Source organism: Micromonospora sp. SCSIO 07396, from assembly GCF_053667945.1.
Genome location: NZ_CM132210.1, coordinates 6,109,356 through 6,128,358 on the forward strand (window position 1 = coordinate 6,109,356; position 19,003 = coordinate 6,128,358).

General features: G+C 72.2%; 20 protein-coding genes and 2 pseudogenes. 7 read left to right on the forward strand and 15 right to left on the reverse strand.

What is annotated here, in order from left to right:
- The first annotated feature begins 100 nt into the window (after window positions 1–100).
- Entirely contained in the window at window positions 101–2,122 is a 2,022-nt protein-coding gene (locus ACWCHM_RS26790; RefSeq protein WP_454220302.1) for a DEAD/DEAH box helicase, read from the forward strand.
- A gap of 123 nt (window positions 2,123–2,245) precedes the next feature.
- Entirely contained in the window at window positions 2,246–2,866 is a 621-nt protein-coding gene (locus tag ACWCHM_RS26795) for a putative glycolipid-binding domain-containing protein (protein WP_421489646.1), read from the forward strand.
- 51 nt (window positions 2,867–2,917) lie between these two features.
- Here ACWCHM_RS26795 and ACWCHM_RS26800 read toward each other — a convergent pair whose 3' ends face one another.
- Window positions 2,918–4,009 carry a PLP-dependent cysteine synthase family protein gene (locus ACWCHM_RS26800; protein WP_454220304.1) on the reverse strand — a complete coding sequence of 364 codons (1,092 nt, stop codon included), beginning with the start codon at window positions 4,007–4,009 and terminating at the stop codon, window positions 2,918–2,920.
- A 72-nt stretch (window positions 4,010–4,081) separates the two neighbouring features.
- Window positions 4,082–4,540, reverse strand: coding sequence for an Lrp/AsnC family transcriptional regulator (locus ACWCHM_RS26805; protein WP_204958631.1), 459 nt, complete (start codon window positions 4,538–4,540; stop codon window positions 4,082–4,084).
- Window positions 4,541–4,808: 268 nt separating this feature from the next.
- On the opposite strand from ACWCHM_RS26805, the gene ACWCHM_RS26810 reads away from it, so the two are divergent.
- Window positions 4,809–5,075, forward strand: coding sequence for a BldC family transcriptional regulator (locus tag ACWCHM_RS26810; RefSeq protein WP_084261470.1), 267 nt, complete (start codon window positions 4,809–4,811; stop codon window positions 5,073–5,075).
- A gap of 177 nt (window positions 5,076–5,252) precedes the next feature.
- Here the strand turns inward: ACWCHM_RS26810 and ACWCHM_RS26815 are convergent, their stop codons facing one another.
- A complete protein-coding gene (locus ACWCHM_RS26815) occupies window positions 5,253–5,879 on the reverse strand; it encodes a UbiX family flavin prenyltransferase (protein WP_454220305.1) in 627 nt (208 codons plus the stop codon).
- Between the two features lie 202 nt (window positions 5,880–6,081).
- Between ACWCHM_RS26815 and ACWCHM_RS26820 the strand changes: the two genes are divergently transcribed.
- Entirely contained in the window at window positions 6,082–7,047 is a 966-nt protein-coding gene (locus ACWCHM_RS26820; protein WP_204958629.1) for a terpene synthase family protein, read from the forward strand.
- 208 nt (window positions 7,048–7,255) lie between these two features.
- Here ACWCHM_RS26820 and mqnP read toward each other — a convergent pair whose 3' ends face one another.
- Window positions 7,256–8,167: a menaquinone biosynthesis prenyltransferase MqnP gene (gene mqnP / locus ACWCHM_RS26825; RefSeq protein ID WP_204958628.1), complete on the reverse strand. Its 912-nt coding sequence runs from the start codon at window positions 8,165–8,167 to the stop codon at window positions 7,256–7,258.
- A complete protein-coding gene (locus ACWCHM_RS26830) occupies window positions 8,167–9,627 on the reverse strand; it encodes a menaquinone biosynthesis decarboxylase (RefSeq protein WP_204958627.1) in 1,461 nt (486 codons plus the stop codon). Before ACWCHM_RS26830 ends, mqnP begins: the two co-directional genes overlap by 1 nt.
- A 143-nt stretch (window positions 9,628–9,770) precedes the next feature.
- On the opposite strand from ACWCHM_RS26830, the gene ACWCHM_RS26835 reads away from it, so the two are divergent.
- Window positions 9,771–10,643 (forward strand): alpha/beta fold hydrolase, encoded by an 873-nt coding sequence (locus tag ACWCHM_RS26835; protein WP_454220306.1) that lies wholly within the window; start codon window positions 9,771–9,773, stop codon window positions 10,641–10,643.
- Between the two features lie 196 nt (window positions 10,644–10,839).
- Here the strand turns inward: ACWCHM_RS26835 and ACWCHM_RS26840 are convergent, their stop codons facing one another.
- Window positions 10,840–11,424, reverse strand: coding sequence for a type IV toxin-antitoxin system AbiEi family antitoxin domain-containing protein (locus tag ACWCHM_RS26840; RefSeq protein ID WP_204958624.1), 585 nt, complete (start codon window positions 11,422–11,424; stop codon window positions 10,840–10,842).
- 121 nt (window positions 11,425–11,545) lie between these two features.
- Window positions 11,546–12,121 (reverse strand): carboxymuconolactone decarboxylase family protein, encoded by a 576-nt coding sequence (locus ACWCHM_RS26845; RefSeq protein ID WP_454220307.1) that lies wholly within the window; start codon window positions 12,119–12,121, stop codon window positions 11,546–11,548.
- Window positions 12,122–12,169: 48 nt separating this feature from the next.
- On the opposite strand from ACWCHM_RS26845, the gene ACWCHM_RS26850 reads away from it, so the two are divergent.
- Window positions 12,170–12,646, forward strand: a complete 477-nt coding sequence (locus tag ACWCHM_RS26850) for a MarR family winged helix-turn-helix transcriptional regulator (RefSeq protein WP_454220308.1) — start codon at window positions 12,170–12,172, stop codon at window positions 12,644–12,646.
- Between the two features lie 110 nt (window positions 12,647–12,756).
- On the opposite strand, the gene ACWCHM_RS26855 is transcribed toward ACWCHM_RS26850, so the two are convergent.
- Window positions 12,757–12,945 carry a DUF397 domain-containing protein gene (locus ACWCHM_RS26855; RefSeq protein ID WP_088642057.1) on the reverse strand — a complete coding sequence of 63 codons (189 nt, stop codon included), beginning with the start codon at window positions 12,943–12,945 and terminating at the stop codon, window positions 12,757–12,759.
- Window positions 12,936–13,742, reverse strand: coding sequence for a helix-turn-helix domain-containing protein (locus ACWCHM_RS26860; RefSeq protein ID WP_454220310.1), 807 nt, complete (start codon window positions 13,740–13,742; stop codon window positions 12,936–12,938). The genes ACWCHM_RS26855 and ACWCHM_RS26860 overlap by 10 nt, the downstream gene beginning before the upstream one ends.
- Window positions 13,743–14,040: 298 nt before the next feature.
- Here ACWCHM_RS26860 and ACWCHM_RS26865 point away from each other — a divergent pair, with 298 nt between their 5' ends.
- Window positions 14,041–14,262 carry a hypothetical protein gene (locus ACWCHM_RS26865; RefSeq protein WP_421489653.1) on the forward strand — a complete coding sequence of 74 codons (222 nt, stop codon included), beginning with the start codon at window positions 14,041–14,043 and terminating at the stop codon, window positions 14,260–14,262.
- On the opposite strand, the pseudogene ccsB reads toward ACWCHM_RS26865, so the two are convergent.
- The 6 genes and pseudogenes from ccsB to ACWCHM_RS26895 all read right to left on the reverse strand — a co-directional run.
- Window positions 14,228–14,998: pseudogene (ccsB, locus tag ACWCHM_RS26870) on the reverse strand (c-type cytochrome biogenesis protein CcsB); the annotation flags it as partial. The gene ACWCHM_RS26865 and the pseudogene ccsB sit on opposite strands and share 35 nt — an antisense overlap.
- 69 nt (window positions 14,999–15,067) lie before the next feature.
- A pseudogene (locus ACWCHM_RS26875) lies at window positions 15,068–15,229 on the reverse strand (c-type cytochrome biogenesis protein CcsB); the annotation flags it as partial.
- Window positions 15,229–16,851 (reverse strand): cytochrome c biogenesis protein ResB, encoded by a 1,623-nt coding sequence (resB, locus tag ACWCHM_RS26880; protein WP_454220312.1) that lies wholly within the window; start codon window positions 16,849–16,851, stop codon window positions 15,229–15,231. The pseudogene ACWCHM_RS26875 and the gene resB, both read right to left, overlap by 1 nt.
- Complete coding sequence (locus tag ACWCHM_RS26885; protein WP_454220313.1) at window positions 16,851–17,777, reverse strand: cytochrome c biogenesis CcdA family protein; 927 nt, start codon at window positions 17,775–17,777, stop codon at window positions 16,851–16,853. Before ACWCHM_RS26885 ends, resB begins: the two co-directional genes overlap by 1 nt.
- Window positions 17,777–18,352 (reverse strand): TlpA family protein disulfide reductase, encoded by a 576-nt coding sequence (locus tag ACWCHM_RS26890; RefSeq protein WP_204958616.1) that lies wholly within the window; start codon window positions 18,350–18,352, stop codon window positions 17,777–17,779. Before ACWCHM_RS26890 ends, ACWCHM_RS26885 begins: the two co-directional genes overlap by 1 nt.
- A gap of 1 nt (window position 18,353) precedes the next feature.
- Window positions 18,354–19,001 carry a histidine phosphatase family protein gene (locus ACWCHM_RS26895; RefSeq protein WP_204958615.1) on the reverse strand — a complete coding sequence of 216 codons (648 nt, stop codon included), beginning with the start codon at window positions 18,999–19,001 and terminating at the stop codon, window positions 18,354–18,356.
- Between the last annotated feature and the right edge of the window lie 2 nt (window positions 19,002–19,003).

Genomic DNA, 19,003 nt, shown 5'->3' on the forward strand with positions numbered 1-19,003 from the left:
ACGCGTGGCGTGCCCCTGGGCGATCTTGCGGGCGATTCGGCGGCGTATTCCATGCTGCGGCGGGCCATCGCGAAGATGCGCCCCGCTCGAAAGGCTTTTCTTGACCACCTCCGTTGACCCCGGCACCAGTCCGTCCGCCCACGACCTCCCGACCGACGACCTCGCCGTCCCGGCCACCCCCGTCGGCTTCGCCGACCTGGGGCTGCCCCGGCAGCTCGTCGACGCCCTCGCCCGGCAGGGCATCACCACCCCGTTCGAGATCCAGCGGGCCACCCTGCCCGACGCCCTCGCCGGCCGGGACGTCCTCGGCCGGGGCCAGACCGGCTCCGGCAAGACTCTCGCCTTCGGCCTGCCCATCGTCGCCCGGCTGGCCGAGCTGAACCGGGCCCGGCCGCTGCACCCGCGCGCCCTGGTCCTCGTCCCCACCCGCGAGCTGGCGATGCAGGTGAACGACGCGCTGCTGCCGCTGGGCAAGGCCGTCGGGATCTTCCTCAAGACCGCCGTCGGCGGCGTGCCGTACGACCGGCAGATCGACGCGCTGCGCCGGGGCGTCGAGATCGTCGTGGCCACCCCGGGCCGGCTCGGCGACCTGATCAGCCGGGGCGTCTGCGTCCTGGACGACGTCGAGGTGACAGTCCTCGACGAGGCCGACCAGATGGCCGACATGGGCTTCCTTCCCGAGGTCACCGAGCTGCTCGCCAAGACCCCGGCGGGTGCCCAGCGGCTGCTGTTCTCGGCCACTCTGGACGGTGACGTCGACGCCCTGGTCAAGCGGTTCATGACCGACCCGGTGACGCACTCGACCGCGCCGTCGACCGCATCGGTGTCCACGATGGACCACCACCTGCTGCTGATCCCGCCGCACGACAAGTTCGCCGTGGCGGCGTCGATCGCGGCCCGGTCCGGTCGGACGATGCTCTTCGCCCGTACCCAGCTCGGGGTGGACCGGCTGGTGGAGCAGCTCGGCGCGGTGGGCGTCCGGGCCGGTGGGCTGCACGGCGGCAAGACCCAGCGGATGCGCACCAAGACCCTCGCCGAGTTCAAGGAGGGCCGGATGAACGTGCTGGTCGCCACGGACGTGGCGGCCCGGGGCATCCACGTCGACGGGGTCTCCCTGGTGCTGCACATCGACCCGCCGAAGGACCCGAAGGACTACCTGCACCGGGCGGGGCGTACCGCGCGGGCCGGCGAGTCCGGCGCGGTGGCCACGTTGGTGCTGCCCAAGCAGCGGCGGACCACGCTGGCGATGTTGGAGAAGGCGGGCGTGGAGCCGGCCGAGACCCGGGTGCGGGTCGGCGACGCGGTGCTCGCCGAGCTGACCGGTGCCCGCGAGCCCAGCGGTGTCCCGGTCCGTGACGAGCCCGAGCCGCGTCGGCACGGCGACCGCCCGCGCCGCTTCGGCGACCGGGACGCCCGGGGCTACGGCGGCGACCGGGGCCACGGCGGCAGCCGGGACGGCCGTGGCGGCTACGGCGGGGAACGGCCGCGCGGCAGCTACGGCGCGGAACGGCCGCGCGGCAGCTACGGCGCGGAGCGACCGGCCCGGGAGCGGAGCTACGGCGACCAGGGCGGCGACCGGCAGACCGGGGACCGCCGTTACGGCGACCGCCCGTTCGGTGACCGCGCCGCCCGGGACGACCGCCCCACCGGCGACCGGGGCTACGGCGACCGGACCGGGGGCGGCGACCGGGGCTACCGCGAGCGCACCGGCGGCTACCGCGACCACAGCGGGGGCGAGCGGGGCCACCGTGACCGCCCCACCGGCGGCTACGGCGACCGGACCGCCGCCGGTCAGGGGTACGGCGAGCGGACCGGCGGGGGTTACCGGGAGCGGCCGAGCGGTGAGCGCGGCTACGCCGAGCGGCCCCGGACCGACCGGAGCTACGGCGACCACGGCGACCGGGGTTACGGCGACCGGCGGTTCGGCGAGCGCAGCGAGCCGCGGTTCGGCGACCGGGACGCCCGGGGCGAGCAGCGGTCCGGTGAGCGCCGGTTCGGCGGCGGCGACCCGCGGGGCACCGACCGTCGGGGCGGGTTCCGCACCGAGGGACGGGTCCGTGACGACCGGCCGCGTGACGACCGGCGGGGCTTCGGCGGCCGGCCGCCGGCGCGTACCCACTGATCGGATCGGGAGCGGGCCGCCCCGGCCACGATCCCCTGCGGTTTCCGACGCCGCCCCGCCCGCTGCGGGGCGGCGTTCGCGCATGCGCTGCCGTCGACGCCCTGCTGGCGTAACGTCCGGACCATGCCGAGGTCACTTTTCTGGAGCCGGACCGACACCGCCGGGGCCGAGCACGCCGTCCTCGACGACGGGGCCGGATTCGCCGCGCACGGCACCCAACTGGCGGTCGACCCGATCCCCTACACCTGCCGCTACCGGTTGGAGACCGGCTCGGACGGGGCCACCACCTCGCTCGCCGTGGAGGTGGAGGGGGCCGGCTGGTCGCGGAGCGTACGGCTGGAACGCGGCGCGGACGGGTGGCGGGTGCGTACCGGCGAGCAGGGTGACCTGGACGCGGCGCTGCGGGCGGCCGGGCAGCCACCGGCCGGCCTACCCGGCATCGAGGACACCGACCGGTTGCACCCGGCGCTCGACGTCGACCTGGGCGGCTCGGCCCTGTTCAACAGCCTGCCGATCCGTCGGCTGGGGCTGGCGGGGGCCGCGTCCAGCACCGAGCACCGGATCACCGTGGCGTGGGTGCTGGTGCCCAGCCTGGAGGTGGTGGCCGGCGAGCAGGTCTACACCGCGCTCGGGCCGGGGCGGGTGGGGTTCACCAGTGACACGTTCCGCACCGAGCTGGAGGTGGACGGCGAGGGGCTGGTCCGGCACTACCCCGGGCTGGCCGACCGGGCCGACCTGGGCTGACGGCGGAACCGGGCGGGCAGGGCCGGGTGTCGGCCCGGCCGGCTCCGGGGGTCAGCCGGGCCAGCTCCCGGTGCTGAGGAACCGGTCGATGGTGGCCAGGTACGGGGCGAGGTCGAGGCCCTGTGCGGCCACCCAGCCGTCGTCGTAGTAGGTGTCGGCGTACCGGTCCCCGGCGTCGCAGATCAGCGTCACCACCGAGCCGGGTCGCCCCTGGGCGAGCAGTTCGGCGATCAGCCCGAACGCCCCCCACAGGTTGGTGCCGGTGGAGCCGCCGACCTGCCGGCCGAGCACCGCCGATCCGGCCCGCATGGCGGCCAGCGAGGCGGCGTCGGGCACCTGGGTCATCCGGTCGACCACCGAGGGGAGGAAGGACGCCTCGACGGTGGGTCGGCCGATCCCCTCGATCCGGGAGCCCCGGCCGGTGCGTACCGACCAGTCGGCGGCCTGCCACGCCGGGTAGAACGCCGAGTTCTCCGGGTCGACCACGCAGAGTTTGGTGGGCAGCCGCTGGTAGCGGGCGTACCGGCCGATGGTGGCGCTGGTGCCGCCGGTGCCGGCGCCGACCACGATCCAGGCGGGCACCGGGTGCCGTTCCAGGGAGAGCTGGGCGTAGATCGACTCGGCGATGTTGTTGTTGCCCCGCCAGTCGGTGGCCCGTTCGGCGTAGGTGAACTGGTCCATGAAGTGCCCGCCGCTGTCCTCGGCGAGCCAGCGCGCCTCGACCACCACCTTGGCCGGGTCGTCGACCAGGTGGCAGCGCCCGCCGTGGAACTCGATCTGGGCGATCTTCTCGGGTGAGGTGGAGGCGGGCATCACGGCGACGAACGGCAGCCCGAGCATCCGGGCGAAGTACGCCTCGGAGACCGCCGTCGAGCCGGAGGACGCCTCGATCACCGTGGTCTCCGGCCCGATCCAGCCGTTGCACAGCCCGTACAGGAACAGCGAGCGGGCCAGCCGGTGCTTGAGCGAGCCGGTGGGGTGCACCGACTCGTCCTTGAGGTAGAGGTCGATCCCCCACTGCCGGGGCAGCGGGAACGGCAGCAGGTGGGTGTCGGCGGACCGGTTGGCGTCGGCCTCCACGGCGGCGATCGCCTCGGTCACCCACACCCGGCTGGCCTCGTCGCACCGGTCGAGATGAGTCACGTCGGCAACGGTACAAGCGAGGTCGGCTCGGGTTCGGGCCGACCCGGCGTCGTCGCCGCTCGCACCAGCCGGTCAGGAGGCCGACGGCTCGATCGGCTGGGGCCGGTTCTCCCACTTGGTCGACAGGGCGATGCCGGTACGGGTGGAGGCCACCCCGGGGGTACGGCTCAGCCGTACGATCAGCTGTTCCAGCTCAGCGATGGTGCCCACCCGAGCCTTGAGCAGGAAGGACTCGACGCCGGCCATGAAGTAGCAGGATTCGATCTCGGGCATCTGCCGGAACGTCTCCAGCACGTCGTCGGTGTCCCCGCCGGAGTCCTCGACGATGCCGATGAGCGCGGTCACGCCGAGGCCGATCGCCTCCGGCTCGACCTCGGCCCGGTAGGCCCGGATGACGCCGCTGGACTCCAGCTTGCCGACCCGTTCGTGCACGGCCGGCGCGGAGAGGCCGACCTGCCGGGCCAGCTCGGCGTACGACAGGCGGGCGTTACTCCGCAGTAGTTCGACGAGGCTCCGGTCGATCGCGTCCACGGAGGGTGAGCCTATCCGTTGGGGCGTAACGTCCGGCGACCGGCATCCGTTGGATCTGACAGCAGGTGACAGTTCGCAGACCGACGGTCAAGGGAGTCCCGCGCCGGTACCATTTACTAACTTCCCACTCCGTGCGTTTTTCGCGTTTGGCGGACAGGCCAGTTCGCTGGTGCTGTAATTGCCATACGTCCCTCATGACGGCTCTGGGCTCGCACCGGCCGGGGGCAGTGTGTTCAGCCGAGGGCTTCGTCGACGCGAGGAGGGGGCTGTGGACACTGGAGATCGCCTGCTGACACCGGGTGAGGTCGCCGCACTGTTTCGGGTGGACCCGAAGACTGTGACGCGGTGGGCGGCGGCCGGCCGGATAGGCAGCATCCGGACTCCAGGCGGGCATCGCCGGTTTCGGGAATCCGAGGTGCGGGCCCTGCTGGAAGGGGAGGGCATGTTGGACGAGGCGGACGACATGGGCAAGCCACGCAACGTGGGCCCGGCCGCCTCGACCGGGCCGGGTCCGGCCAATGCCGGGATGTACTGAATGGTGCGAGACGGACGCACGGGCCGGCCGACGAGGCCGGCCCGTCGCCGCTTGAACGGCCCCGGGCAGCGCCACCTGCCCGCCGTCCGGGCCCTGCGCCAGGGCCGGCGGGCAGCGACCCGCATGGGCTGAGCACGGGCCGGCCAGCGGTCGGGCCGGCCAGCGGTCGGGGGCGGGTCAGCGGTCGGCGGCCAGCTCGCCCGACCAGCGGCGGAACAGGGTGTGCGGCACGCCCAGGGCGTCCAGCACCTTGCCGGCGACGAAGTCGACAAGTTGTTGGGCGGTGGCGGACGCACCCGCGCCGTAGAAGCCGGGGCTGGCCGGCAGCACCACCGCGCCGGCGTCGTGCAGCGCGATCAGGTGTTCCAGGTGGCTGCGGGTCACCGGGGTCTCCCGGGGCACCAGCACCACCGGGCGTCGTTCCTTGAGGTTGACCTCGGCGGCGCGTTGCAGCAGGTCCTTCGACAGGCCGATGGCGATGCCGGCGCAGGCCGCCGTGCTGGCCGGCACGACCGCCATGCCGCGTACCCGGTAGGAGCCGCTGCTCGGGCCGGCGGCGATGTCACCGGCCGGCCAGTGCCGCACGTCGTCGCCGGTGAGGTCGCGGCCCAGCCAACCGGCGAGGTCCTCGGCCCAGCGGCCGTCCCGGAACGGCCGGCCGGTCTCGTCCAGGACGGTCAGCCGGGCGGCCCGGGACACGATCAGGTCCACCGGCTGCCCGGCGTCGAGCAGGCCCCGGACGACGGCCGCCGCGTAGGGGGTGCCGGACGCCCCGGAAACCCCCACCACCCATGGTTCGCGCATACGCCCAGCCTGCCTGGTGTACGCCGACCGCCGACGCCCACCCCCGTGATCGCCCCGTCGGCACGGTGCGGGACCGGCCGGTCGACCCACCGTCGCCGTACCGGTGGGCCGCGCCTCCGACGGCGGGCCCGGCCGACAGGTCAGCGCTCGACCTGCGATGCTGCGGACTAAAGATCCACACGGCACGGGGGAGACATCGATAATGGTCGACAAGATCCTCTGGTCGTTACGGTCGACGTGCCCGATCCCGCCCCGGCTCTCCCCGTACGCCGACGGCGTGCAGGAGTGGTTGCTGGAACTGCTACCCCGGCTGGGTCTGCCGTTGAGCGTCGAGGCGTTGCACCGGCTCGACCGGGCCGGCTTCGCCAGGTACGCGGGCCGCCTCTACCCGGACGCCAGCGAGCCGGACCTGCGTACCGTGTCGGCCCTTTTCACCTGGTTCTTCCTGGTCGACGACGCCTGCGACGGGCCGGACCGGCTGCCCTCGGAGCAGATCCGGGCACTGCGACGCGGGACGCTGACCCTGCTGCACGACGGGCCCCGACGGCGGCACCCGGGATTCGGGGGGCCGCTGCGCCGGCTGCTGGTCGAGGCGTGGCGGGTGCCCCGCCGCCGGATGCCGGCGCGCTGGCGGCTGCGGTTCGCCGACGCGGTCGGCGACCACCTGGACGGCAACTGGCGGGAGGCGGTGGCGAAGGAGAGCGGCCGGCCGCCCAACGTGGCCGAGTACGTGACGCTGCGCCGGGCCACCTCGGCGGCGTACGTGTCGTACCCGCTGATCGAGTTCGTCGGGGGTCGGACGCTACCGGACGCGGTCTACCACCATCCGCTGCTACGCCGGATCGGTGACCTCGGCAACGACCTGCTCTCCTGGTACAACGACCTTGCCTCGATGGAACGGGACCGGACCACCTCGGGCGGGCACAACCTGGTGCTGGCGCTCGCCGACGAACAGGCCGTGCCGGTGGAACGGGCCGCCGAACTGGTCGCCGACCGCTGGCGGGACACGATGACCCGGTTCCAGGTGCAGTGCGCCGCGGTCCCGTCGTTCGGCCCGGCGCTTGACGGTGCCGTCGCCGCCCACCTCGACGGCATCGCGAACGCCGTCCGGGGCACCATCGACTGGACCCTGGAAAGCGCCCGCTACCCCGTCCACCCCCACCCCTAACCCCCCACCCCCACCGACCCCCGCCCCACCGACGCCCACCCCGCCCCGGTGATCAAGAAGTTTGCGTCAAGTTTGATCTTCGAGTTGACCTGAACCTCTTGATCAACTGACGCAAACTTCTTGATCATCAAGGACAACGGGCGGGGCGGGGCAGAGCGGGGCGCAGGACGGTGCAGCGCCGGAGATGAGCAGCCGGAAGGAGGCGGGATCAGGGGCGCAGGTCGAGGCGGATCACCAGGTCGAGCAGGGCGAAGACGAACAGGGCGATGCCGACGAAACCGTTCGCCGTGAAGAACGCCCGGTTGACCCGGCTCAGGTCGGTCGGGGTGACCACCACGTGCTGGTAGCCGAACGCGACCGCGGTGAACGCCAGCCCGATCCACCAGGGCCAACCGAAGCCGACCAGCGCGCCGAACCAGATGAACAGCGCGAACGTCACCACGTGCGCCCCGGTGGAGGCGTGCAGGGCGAAGCGCCGGCCGTAGCGGGCGGGAACGCTGCGTACCCCGATCTGCCTGTCGACCTCGTCGTCCTGGCAGGCGTAGATCAGGTCGAAGCCGCCGATCCACAGGCCGACGGCCGCGCCGAGCAGCCAGGCCGGCCCGGACCCGGCGAAGGTGCCGGTGACGGCGAGCCAGGCGCCGACGGGGCCGACCGCCTGGGCGACGGCCAGGATGGCGTGCGGCCAGTCGGTGAACCGCTTGCCGTAGGGGTAGACGACCAGCGGGATCACGGCGAGCGGGGCGAGCACCAGGCAGAGCGGGTTGAGCAGGGCGGCGGCGGCGAGGAAGACCACTAGGGCGACGGCCGCGCCGGTCCAGGCCGTCCGCACGCTCACCGCCCCGGTGACCAGTTCCCGCCCGGCGGTACGCGGGTTCCGGGCGTCGATCCGCCGGTCGAGGATGCGGTTGGCGGCCATCGCGAACGTGCGTGCACCGACCATCGCCACGGTGATCAGCAGCAGGTCTCCCCACCGCACCCGACCGCCGTTGACCTGCATCGCGGTCAGCGCCGACAGGTACGCGAACGGCAGCGCGAAGACGGAGTGCTCGATCGCGACGAGCTTGAGGAAGGATTTGACCCGGCCGGGGCGGGGGGCCGGGGCGACGGCGGTGGCCATCAGATGCCGTACTCCTTCCAGCGTTTGTCGACCAGGGAGGTGACCTCCGGCGACATCGTCATCTCCTCGGGCCAGCCCCGGGTGTAGCCCTCGGCGGGCAGTTTACGGGTGGCGTCGACACCGACCTTGCCGCCCCAGAACTGCTGGTAGGAGGCATGGTCGAGGTGGTCCACCGGCCCTTCGGTGAGCAGCAGGTCGCGGGCGTAGTCGACGTTGCCGAAGGCGCGGAACGCGACCTCGTTGTAGTCGTGCACGTCGCAGTCGGCGTCGACGATCACGATCAGCTTGGTCAGCGACATCAGGTGCGCGCCCCAGATGGCGTTCATCACCTTCTGCGCGTGCTTGGGGTAGCGCTTGTTGATCGACACGATCGCGCAGTTGTGGAACACTCCGGCGGCCGGCAGGTCGTAGTCGACGATGTCCGGGATCAGCAGCTTGAGCAGCGGTTGGAAGATCCGCTCGGTGGCCTTGCCGAGGCCGTGGTCCTCCTGCGGCGGCTTGGACGTGACGATCGAGTGGTAGACCGGGTTGCGCTGCGTGGTCATCGTCTCGACGTGCAGCACCGGGAACGGTTCGACCGGGGTGTAGAAACCGGTGTGGTCGCCGAACGGCCCTTCGGGCAGCCGCTCGCCGGGTTCCAGGTAGCCCTCCAGCACGATCTGCGCGTGTGCCGGCACCTGCAACGGCACGGTCAGGCAGTCGACCATCTCGACCCGTTCGCCGCGCAGGAACCCGGCGAACAGATATTCGTCGATGTCTCCGGGGAGCGGCGCGGAGGCGGCGTAGCTGACCACCGGGTCGCAGCCGATGGCGATGGCCACCGGGAGCCGCTGCCCGAGCCGTTCGGCGACCGCGTGGTGGGCGGTGGAATCCTTGTGGATCTGCCAGTGCATGCCGAGGGTGTTGCGGGAGTGCTGCTGGAGGCGGTAGAGCCCGAGGTTGCGCTTGCCGGTCTCCGGGTGCTTGGTGTGGGTCAGCCCGTAGTTGTGGAAGATCCCGCCGTCGCCGGGCCAGACCTGGAGGCCGGGCAGCCGGCCCAGGTCGACGTCGTCACCGGAGTAGACCACCTCCTGGCAGGGCGCGGTCTTCACCTTGCGCGGCGGCACCGACTTGAGCTGCATGACTTTGCCCAGGCCCTCGCGGATGCCGGACCAGCCGACCGGCAGCTCCGGCTTGATCAACGCGCCGATCCGGTCGCCGATCTCGTCGAGCGAGTCGACGCCGAGCGCCATCGCCATCCGCTTCTCGGTGCCGAACAGGTTGATCGCCACCGGCATCTCACCCCGGGTGGGCCGCTCGAACAGCAGCGCCGGCCCGCCGGCCCGGACCGTCCGGGTGACCACCTCGCTGATCTCCAGCGTGGGGTCCACCGGGACGGTCACCCGCCGCAGCTCGCCCGCCCGCTCCAGCGCCGCGAGAAAGTCCTTGAGATCGGTGTACGGGAAGCCACGAGCCGCCATACGGCCAGTCTCCCGCACCCCCGCCGGCCCCGCCCACGCCGGGTGGGACCCGGCGGTGTGCGTCTCCCCACCCGGCAGCTGCTCGTTGCACGGGTGACGGTGGGGCGGCTGGTCGGGCCGGCGACGTCGGGACGGGGGCGGGGATGGGCGACGGACGGGTTCCGGCGGGCTTCACCGAACAGCGGGCGCAGGTCGGTGACGTGGCGATCAACTATGTCCGGGGCGGCCGTGGACCGACCCTGGTGCTGCTGCACGGCTATCCGCAGTGCTGGCGGATGTGGCGGGGGCTGCTGCCGGAGCTGGCCGCGACGTACCACGTGGTCGCCCCCGACCTGCGCGGTTTCGGCGACAGCGACGCCCCACCCGACGGGTACGACAAGAAGACCGTCGCCACCGACCTGCACGGGCTGCTGACCGGGCTGGGCCTGGCCGACGACATCCGGCTGGTCGGCCACGACGTGGGCACCATGGTCGCGTACGCCTACGCCGCCGCCCACCCGGACGCGGTGTCCCGGCTGGTGCTGTCCGAGGCACCGATCCCGGACGAGGGCATCTACACGTTTCCCGCGCTGACCGAGGCCGGGCCGGCGGTGTGGAACTTCGGCTTCTTCAACCTCACCAACGGCCTGCCGGAGGAGCTGGTCACCGGCCGGGAGGCGCGCTGGGTGGACCGCTTCACCGACTCGATCATGGTGCACAAGGGCAGCATCGGCGCGGACGACATCGAGGAGTACGCCCGGCACCTGACCGACCCGGGGCACCTGCGGGCCAGCTTCAACTATTTCCGGGCCTTCGCGCAGGACGTCAAGGACAACACCGCGTACCGGAAGAATCCGCTGCCGATGCCGGTGCTGGCCGTCGGCGCGGCGGCCAGCCTCGGCGGTCAGGTCGCCGACCAGGTACGCCGCTACGCCCACACGGTCGACGGCCGGGTGGTCGCCGACTGCGGCCACTGGCTGTTCGAGGAGCGCCCGGCCGAGCTGACCGCCCTGCTACTCCCCTTCCTGCACGACTGACAGCCCCGGTCCGGCGGGAACTGCCCGCCCTTGAGCACCCAGGCATCGGTGTTCTGGTGAACGAGGCGCACCAGGAGCCGGGTGAAGGCAAGGCGACGACGGAGCCAGTTGGGGTCCCTGCCGAGCAGTCGCGCACGTTCGAGGATGCGGTTGTCGACGGCAGCACGCAGCGCGGAAGCCGTCGAGTATCTCCTGCTCATCGACCTGCCGCCGCCAGGGCGATATGCGCACCCAGCTCCGCCGTCGGACCCAACTCCGTGGCGGCGGCACGCAGACGCCGTGCAGTGGTGAGGCCCCGGCTGAGCGCCTCGGCGACAGCACCGTCGAGCCACTGTTGCTCGATCCTTGCCTGTGCGCACTCGGCAAGTGCGCGACTCGGGGTCGTCACCCGGAACCCTTCTCGATCTTCGATGTCCGCCTCGGGGGGAAGCGGTCGGTGCAGGACGATCTCCGGAGCCGAGCGTCGGAACCGCGCGGGAACCGACAGATGCACCCTGGCCGGGTCGAGATCACCAAGGTCGTGCACGGAGAGCGCGCTGGCATGACTCACCACGCCCACCGCCCCGCTCCACAGCACCCAACGGACGAGATGGTCCGCCGGATGCGCCGGCCAATCCATCAGCCGGAAAACTCCCCGGTCGACCCGCACCCAGTTGCCGTGATCAACGTGGTGTTTCTGCGCCTGATACGAGTATCCAATTTCCCGAGCCTGCGCGGCGGTGACGTAGCCGTGCTGACGGGCAGCAAGCTGGAACAGCGCTCGCCGGTTCGATGTTGACACTCGCCAAGGCTACCAACCTAAAGAAAAGCTTTAGGTTCCGTTCAGGTGAAGCCGAAGAACTAAAGTTGTTTTTTACTTTCGTGCCAGCGCAAGGTGTCCGTCCTCGACGGCGGCCGGTCGGTCAGGCCGCCGGCTCCCAGGCGTACGCGGCGAGGGGCGGGTCGAGCGGGGCGCGGGTGAGCCGGTTGGCGAGGGTCGAGATGGTGTACGTCCCGACCCCGAGCACCACGTCCAGGGCGTGCCGGGGCCGGTAGCCGGCGTCAAGGAAGGCGGTCAGCTCGTCGTCCGGCACGTCACCGGCGTGGTCGAGGACGGCGCGGGTGAACCGGCGCAGCGCCGCCAGCCGGGGTTCGGGCAGTTCGGTGCTGTTGCGCAACGCGGCGACGAGGGCGGGGGCGGCATCCAGCCGGTGCAGGGTGGCGGTGTGCATCGCCACGCAGAGGTGGCACCGGTTGCGGGTGGCGACGGTCAGCACCACCACCTCCCGTTCGACGGGCGCGAGGTCGGTGGTCTCGAAGGTCGCGGAGGCGGCGAGGAACCCCTTGAGCAGCTCGGGGGACTCGGCCATCAGCCCGACCGCGCCGGGCAGGTGGCCGAGTTTCCGCTGTACGCCGGCCATGGTCGGCCGGGCGGCGTCGGGCGCGGTGTCGACGGTGTGGGTGGTGAAGCCGGGTCGGGACATGGCGGTACCCCTCACGTACGATAGTCAACGTGGTTGTCGAAACAGTAAACCAGGTTGTCGAACATGTCGACGGGTGACCCCCAGCGCCCCGGTTTCGTGCTGCCGCTGCTGCTGCTCGCCGGCTTCCGCAGCCTGATCGACGACCTGCACGCCGAATTGGCCCGGCAGGGCCACCCCGAACTGCGGCCGGCGCACGGCTTCGCGCTCCAGGCCGTCGGGGTCGACGGCACCACGGCGTCCGAGCTGGGCCACCGCCTCGGCATTTCGAAGCAGGCCGCCGGAAAGACCGTCGACCGGCTGGTCGCCCTCGGTTACCTGGAACGCGCCGACGACCCGGCCGACGCCCGCCGCAAGCTGATCCGGATGACGGCTAAGGGCGTCGACGGGCTGCGCCGCTCGGCGACGATCTTCGACGCGCTACGGGAGCAGTGGGTTGGCCGGCTCGGCGCGGAGCGGGTGGCCGCCCTGGAGGACGACCTGCGCGCGGTCACCCCGCCGGACACCTTCCGCCTCGACGTCCCCTGCTGGTTCGGCAGCTGAAACGCCCTCCGGGCACACCTGCCCGGCGACCGACGCGGACGTCAGGAACGCGCCCGGAGTCACCAGTGGCCCAGCCTGTGCGACGGGAGTGCCCGCCGGCCGGCGGGCGGTCAGTGGCGGCGGGTCTGCGCGACGAAGGCCCGCCAGGCGGCCGGGGCGAAGGTCAGCACCCCGCCGTCGCGGTCCTTGGAGTCCCGGACGTGCACCCGACCGGGCAGGTTGTCGGCGACCTCGACGCAGGCGCCGGAGTCGTTGCCGCTGCGGGTGGCCTTGCGCCACCGGGCGTCGGTCAGATCCATGGCCTCACGATCTCCTCAAGCAGGTCGATCGACTGCTGTCGGGGCAGCGCCTCACTGCGCAGAGTTTCCCATCTTCCCAGCAGCGTCGCCACCCCGTCGATGTCGTCCACCACCGTGCCGCCGGTCTGCGTGTCGAGAAAGCCCACCCAGTCGCCGTCGGCCGAGCAGCCGAGAATGAACGGCCCGAAAAGGCCCGCATGCAATCCGACCGTAGCCGGCAGGACGTGCACGTTGACGTGCGGCCGGCGGGCGCACTCGATCAGGTGCCGGAGCTGACCGGCCATCACCTCGGCGCAGCCCTCGGCGAACCGGCGGAGCGCGGTCTCGTCGATCACGGCGGTGAGCTGCGGCGCGTGCTCCCGGTCGAGGATCTCCTGCCGGGCGAGTCGGGCCGCCACCAACTCCTCGATCCGCTCCGCGGTGTAACTGAGATCAAGTCGGAAGCCTGCCCGCGCGTAGTCGGCGGTCTGCAACAGGCCCGGCACCATGGTCGCGCCGAAGCAGCGCAGCTGGGTCGCCGTCCGCTCGGCCTCCAGCCACGGGCGGAACCACACCGGCTCACCGTCGCGCCGCCCCAACTCGCGCAGCGCGACGAAGAGGCCGCCACTGTCGAGGACGTCGTCGGCGCGCTTGAGATAGGAGTGGTTCGGCACGACCTGCCCCAGCTCCACCGCCGACACCGTCGACGGGGAGTAGTGCACCCGGCGGCCGAACTCCTCCTGGGTCAGGCCGGCAGTCGCCCGCGACCGGCGCAACTGGGCCCGGATCAGCTCCGCCGTCGACACCCGCTCGCTCATCCGGCACTCCTATCGGGACGGCGACCGTCCACCCGGCAGCGGACGGAATCACCGTGTCGCAGAGTAGTCATCAGGAAGCGCCCTGTCAGACCCCGCCGCTCCACAGTCCCGCCGGTGTTCCCCGGCCCCACTCCAGCACCGCTCCCGAATCCCCGGCATCCAGGGGAGGTCCGGCGACGCCCCCTCACCAATTCCGGGCTCTGCAATTCGTATAACTACACTTCTAAGAACTGTAGTTATACGTTCCGCAGGCCGTGGGGCGTCGACACAGCCCGCTTCTCCGGCGGAGGATGGGCGCATGGATGACGCGTACACCGTGGGCGATCCGGACGGCCTCTCCCCGCTCCAACGGGAGATCCGCGACGCGGTGGCCCGGGAGCTGCACGCCCAGCTCGCCCTACGGGCCGAGCACCTCGACCTGGCCGACGTCCCGGAGGTCGCCTACCAGGTGACCCTGGGCGTCGACCGGGTGCTCACCGGCCGGCTCACTCCACCCCGGCGTACGAGTGCAGGCCGGTGAAGAAGAAGTTCACCCCGAACAGGTTCATCAGCACGGTCAGGAAGCCCAGCACCGCGATCCAGGTCGCCACGTTGCGCCGGACGCTGGGCGTGGCGCGGGCGTGCAGGTAACCGGCGTAGACCACCCAGGAGATGAACGCCCAGGTCTCCTTCGGGTCCCAGCCCCAGGCCCGGCCCCACGCCGCCTCGGCCCAGATCGCGCCCGCGATCACCGCGAACGTGAAGATCGGGAACGAGAAGGCATGCAGCGCGAAGGTCAGCCGCTCCAGGTCGGCCGCTCCGGGCAGCCGCCGGGCCAGCGTGTACGGGAAGCTGCGCCGCCCCTGCTCGTAGCCGTTGCGCAGCAGGAACGACACCGCCGGCACCACGCCCAGCAGGAAGATGCCTGAGGAGAAGACGATCGTCGACACGTGGATGATGAACCAGTACGACTGGAGCGCCGGCATCAGCGGCACCACCGGGACGTAGAGCTTCAGCTCGGCGAACGCCAGCAGCAGCACCATGACCAGGGTGAGGAACAGCCCGAGCCGGCGCAGTGACGGCCGCTTCCCGAGCACCACGAGCCAGGCGGCGGTCCCGATCCAGGTGACCGTCAGCACGAACTCGTACATGTTGCCCCAGGGCATCCGGTCGGCGGCGATGCCCCGGGTGACCAGCGCGCCGAGGTGCAGCGCGGCGGCGAGCACGGTCAGCCCGGCGGCGATCCGCCCGGCGAGCCGGGCCCGACCGGCCGAACGACTCGGCCGGGTCGACGAGGGCGTGCCCGCAGGGGGCGCGTCGGCCGCCGGCCCGTCGACCTTGTCGACTCCCGCGCGACCCACGCCCGCGCCGACCAGTTCCCGCGCCGGGGTGACCCGGGCGGCGACGGCACGGACGTTGCCCAGGGCGTACTCGACGGCGTGGCTGATCATCGCGATCAGGTACACCAGGATCGCGAACGTCACCAACTGGTCGGAGACTGCGGACATCACTCGACTCCCTCTCGCGCCGGCCGGTCGGGCCGCCCGTCGTCGCGTACCGCCGCGACGAGAGACGCGAACTCCTCGGCGAACCCCGGATGATCGGTGCGCGGCAGCCCACCGGCCGACACCAAGCTACTACCGCCCGTCGGAGATCCACTGTCGGGGGGCGTCACCCGGAACCAGACCCGCCGCCGACGGCCGAACAGCGACCCCATCAGCCCGACCAGCAGCACCACGCAGGCACCCAGCATCAGCTTCTCGCCCGGGTCGTGCCGGACGGAGAGGGTGATGTAGCTCCTGGTGCCGAGGAACTCCAGCTTGCTGCCGTCGTCCAGGGTCCACGTCTCGCCCGGGGCCAGCTTCCTGTCGCCCACCTGCTTGAGCTTGCCGTTGGTCACCTGGCGCTGGTCGAGCTGGTAGACCGAGCCGGGGATGCCGGCGTCCAGCCCCAGGTTGCCCCGGTAGGCGGCCAGCACCACGGCCGGGTTGCGCTCCTCGGGGAACCGCGACGACGCGAACGGCCCGGTGTCCGGGGCGGTCGGCAGATACAGCCCTTCGAAGGCGACCTGCTGGTTGGCGTCCCGCCGGCCGGTCGCCGGGTCGACGTTGGCGTCCGGGAAGGCGGCCACCCCCTCGCTGGTGAGGTTGGCGTCGCCGCTGGTCAGGAACGGCACCGTGCTGGTCTGGCTACGGCCGTACCGGTCGGTGTACCTGAGGATCGGGGCGTAGCCGTGACCCAGCAGGTAGACGTTGGCGGAGCCCAGCCGTAGCGGCGAGTTGACCGAGAAGGTGGCGGTCCGCCGGTCCGAGCCGTCGGGGCGGTCGACGGTCACCGTGGCGCGGTAGCTCTCCGGCTGCCCGGACGGCAGGAACCGGGCGTCGAACCGGTCGAGGGTCAGGCAGAACGGCGGCAGGTCGGCGCTGTCGACGCGCGGGCCGAGCTTCGCCTCGGCGTACTGCTGGCGGGTGTTGCAGAACGCGTTGTCCGCGCCGGCCACCAGCAGCTTGTTGCCGTGCCAGCCGTACCACGAGCCGAGCGCGACCCCGAGCAGCACGGCGACCAGCGAGGTGTGGAACAGCAGGTTGCCGGTCTCCTTGAGGTAGCCCTTCTCGGCGGAGACCTCGTTGCCGCGCACCTGCACCCGCCACCGGCGGCGACGCAGCACCGCGGCGATGGCCTGCGGGTCGGCGGCGCCCGGCGACTCCAGCACGGTGTGCTGCGGCAGCCGCTCCATCCGCTTGGGCGCGGCCGGCGGCCGGGCCCGCAACGCCCGCACGTGCTCACGCATCCGGGGCAGGATGCAGCCCACCAGCGAGGTGAACAGCAACAGGTAGATGGCGGAGAACCAGACCGAGCCGAACACCTCGAACGCGCCGATCCGGTCCAGCTGCGGGGCCAGCTCCGGATGCTCGACGAAGTACCTGTCGACGTTCTCCGGGTTGACCCCGCGCTGCGGCAGCACCGAGCCGGGAATGGCCGCGACCGCGAGCAGGAACAGCAGGATCAACGCGGTACGCATGCTGGTGAGCTGCCGCCACGAGTTGCGCAGCAGGGCCAGCAGCGGATTCGGCCGGCGGCGGGGAGCCTCGGCGGGCGGGCTGGCCGGGCGGTCGTCGACGGTCGTCATCAGATGCTCACCTCGCCGGGGCCCACCGTCGTCTGCAACCAGATCACGAAGTTCTGCCAACCGCCGGTGACCAGCGCCAGACCGATCAGGATCAGCAGCACCCCGCCGATCCGGGTCACCCAGCGGCTGTTGCGTCGGACCGCACGGAACACCCCGAGCAGCCGGTGGAAGCCCAACCCGAAGACCACGAACGGCAACCCCAACCCGAGGCAGTACGCCACCGCCAGCACCACGGCACGGTCGGTCTGCCCACCGGTGGCGGCCATCCCGAGCACCGCGCCCAGCGTCGGCCCGGTGCACGGCATCCAGCTCAGCGCGAACACCGCGCCGAGCACCGGCGCACCGAGCAGCCCGGCGGCGGGCAGCCGACGGATGCGCAGTTCCCGCTGCATCCCGGGGAGCACCCCCAGGTAGCTCAGCCCGAGCAGGACGATCAGCGCGCCGATGACGACCTGGAAGGTGCGCTCGTAGTCGAAGAAGATCCGGCCGAACCCGGCGAAGAGGATCGCGGTGGCGGTGAAGACGACGGTGAAGCCGGCGATGAACAGCAACGTCCCGGCCAGCACCCGGCCCTTGACCGCCGCCACCGGACGGGCCGCCGCCCGGGTCGCCACCGCCACCGTGCCGCCGGATGCCGAACCGCCGCCGGGTGCCGAACCGCCGCCGGGTGCCGAGCCGCCCTCGGTGGCCGGGTCGCCACCGGGTGCCGGGCCGCCGCCCGGGGTGGGGTCCGCGTCGGGCGGGGTGGTCGGCCGGGCGCGGCCCTCCAGGTCGGTGCCGGCCAGGCCGGTCACGTACGACAGGTAGCCGGGCATCAGCGGCAGTACGCACGGGGACAGGAAGCTGACCAGCCCGGCGAGCGCCGCCGCGCCGATGGCCAGCAGCAGCGGGCCGGACTGGGCGAGTTCGCGGAACGTCTCGCCCATCAGCGGGAACCGGTCGACGCCGGCTCTTCGGCGGCGATCCGCTCGACGATCGGGCGCAGCCCGTCGGTGGTGACGGCGGCCCGGATCACGGTGGCGATCCGGCCCTGCCGGTCGAGCACGACGGTGGCCGGGATGGTGTTCGGCGGGATGTCCAGGGCCAGCGCCAGCCGGCTCGCCGGGTCGAACAGGCTCGGATAGGTGACCCGACCCTCCTCGAAGGCGATCGCCTTGTCCCGGCTGTCCTGCACGTTGATGCCGAGGAAGGTCACCCCGGACGCCCTGGTGGCCTGGTAGGTGGCCTCCAGGTCGTCGGCCTCGGCCCGGCAGGGCGCGCACCAGGAACCCCAGAAGTTGACCACCACCACCTGCCCCCGGGCCTGGGAGGTGTCGTACCGGCCACCGGTGAGCAGGTCACCGGCGATCGTCGGGGCGGCGGAGCGTTGGTCGGGGGCGCACTCGACGATGCCGCCGTTGTTGGCGCACCGGCTCTCCTCGGTGCCGGAGGAGCAGCCGGCCAGCGCCGCCCCGGCGGTGACGGCGGCGAGCAGGACGGCCAGCGGCCTCCGGGAACGCATCTCAGGCCCCCTTGGCCGTCCGGGCTGTCGCGGACATCGCGATCAGGTGCGCAGCCGGCTCGGAGTACCCGATCCCGACCACCTTCGCCCCGTCGAAGTGGAAGGAGGTGAGGCTGGCCAGCCCGCACTGCCGGCGGCGCGGGTCGTGCCAGAGCCGCTTGCGTTCGACGTAGCGGCGCAGCGTCCAGATGGGCAGTTGGTGGGAGACGATGACCGCTTCGCGCCCCTCGGCGGCCACCCGGGCGGCGTGCAGCCCGGCGAACATCCGCTCGGCGATGGCCCGGTACGCCTCACCCCAGCTCGGGGTCACCGGGTCGCGCAGCACCCACCAGTTGCGCGGGTCGCGGAACGAGCCGTCGCCGGGCGAGACCTTCTTGCCCTCGAACCAGTTGGCGCTCTCGATCAGCCGTTCGTCCACCCCGACCGGGAGCCCGAACTGGCCGGCGATCGGCTCGGCGGTCTGCTGGGCGCGTTCCAGCGGGCTGGCCACCACGTGCACGATCTCCCGTTCGGCGACGGCCTGGGCGGCGGCCTTGGCCATCTGCACGCCCAGTTCCGACAGCCGGAAGCCGGGCAGCCGGCCGTAGAGGATCTGGTCCGGGTTGTGCACCTCGCCGTGCCGCAGCACGTGGACGACGGTCTTGGTCATTG

Coding starts and splice junctions, on each gene's coding strand:
- ACWCHM_RS26795 (WP_421489646.1), top strand. CDS start 2,246: ATGCCGAGGTCACTTTTCTGGAGCCGGACCGACACCGCCGGGGCCGAG.
- ACWCHM_RS26815 (WP_454220305.1), bottom strand. CDS start 5,879: ATGCGCGAACCATGGGTGGTGGGGGTTTCCGGGGCGTCCGGCACCCCC.
- ACWCHM_RS26820 (WP_204958629.1), top strand. CDS start 6,082: ATGGTCGACAAGATCCTCTGGTCGTTACGGTCGACGTGCCCGATCCCG.
- mqnP (WP_204958628.1), bottom strand. CDS start 8,167: ATGGCCACCGCCGTCGCCCCGGCCCCCCGCCCCGGCCGGGTCAAATCC.
- ACWCHM_RS26830 (WP_204958627.1), bottom strand. CDS start 9,627: ATGGCGGCTCGTGGCTTCCCGTACACCGATCTCAAGGACTTTCTCGCG.
- ACWCHM_RS26835 (WP_454220306.1), top strand. CDS start 9,771: ATGGGCGACGGACGGGTTCCGGCGGGCTTCACCGAACAGCGGGCGCAG.
- ACWCHM_RS26850 (WP_454220308.1), top strand. CDS start 12,170: ATGTCGACGGGTGACCCCCAGCGCCCCGGTTTCGTGCTGCCGCTGCTG.
- ACWCHM_RS26855 (WP_088642057.1), bottom strand. CDS start 12,945: ATGGATCTGACCGACGCCCGGTGGCGCAAGGCCACCCGCAGCGGCAAC.
- ACWCHM_RS26860 (WP_454220310.1), bottom strand. CDS start 13,742: ATGAGCGAGCGGGTGTCGACGGCGGAGCTGATCCGGGCCCAGTTGCGC.
- ACWCHM_RS26865 (WP_421489653.1), top strand. CDS start 14,041: ATGGATGACGCGTACACCGTGGGCGATCCGGACGGCCTCTCCCCGCTC.
- resB (WP_454220312.1), bottom strand. CDS start 16,851: ATGACGACCGTCGACGACCGCCCGGCCAGCCCGCCCGCCGAGGCTCCC.
- ACWCHM_RS26885 (WP_454220313.1), bottom strand. CDS start 17,777: ATGGGCGAGACGTTCCGCGAACTCGCCCAGTCCGGCCCGCTGCTGCTG.
- ACWCHM_RS26890 (WP_204958616.1), bottom strand. CDS start 18,352: ATGCGTTCCCGGAGGCCGCTGGCCGTCCTGCTCGCCGCCGTCACCGCC.
- ACWCHM_RS26895 (WP_204958615.1), bottom strand. CDS start 19,001: ATGACCAAGACCGTCGTCCACGTGCTGCGGCACGGCGAGGTGCACAAC.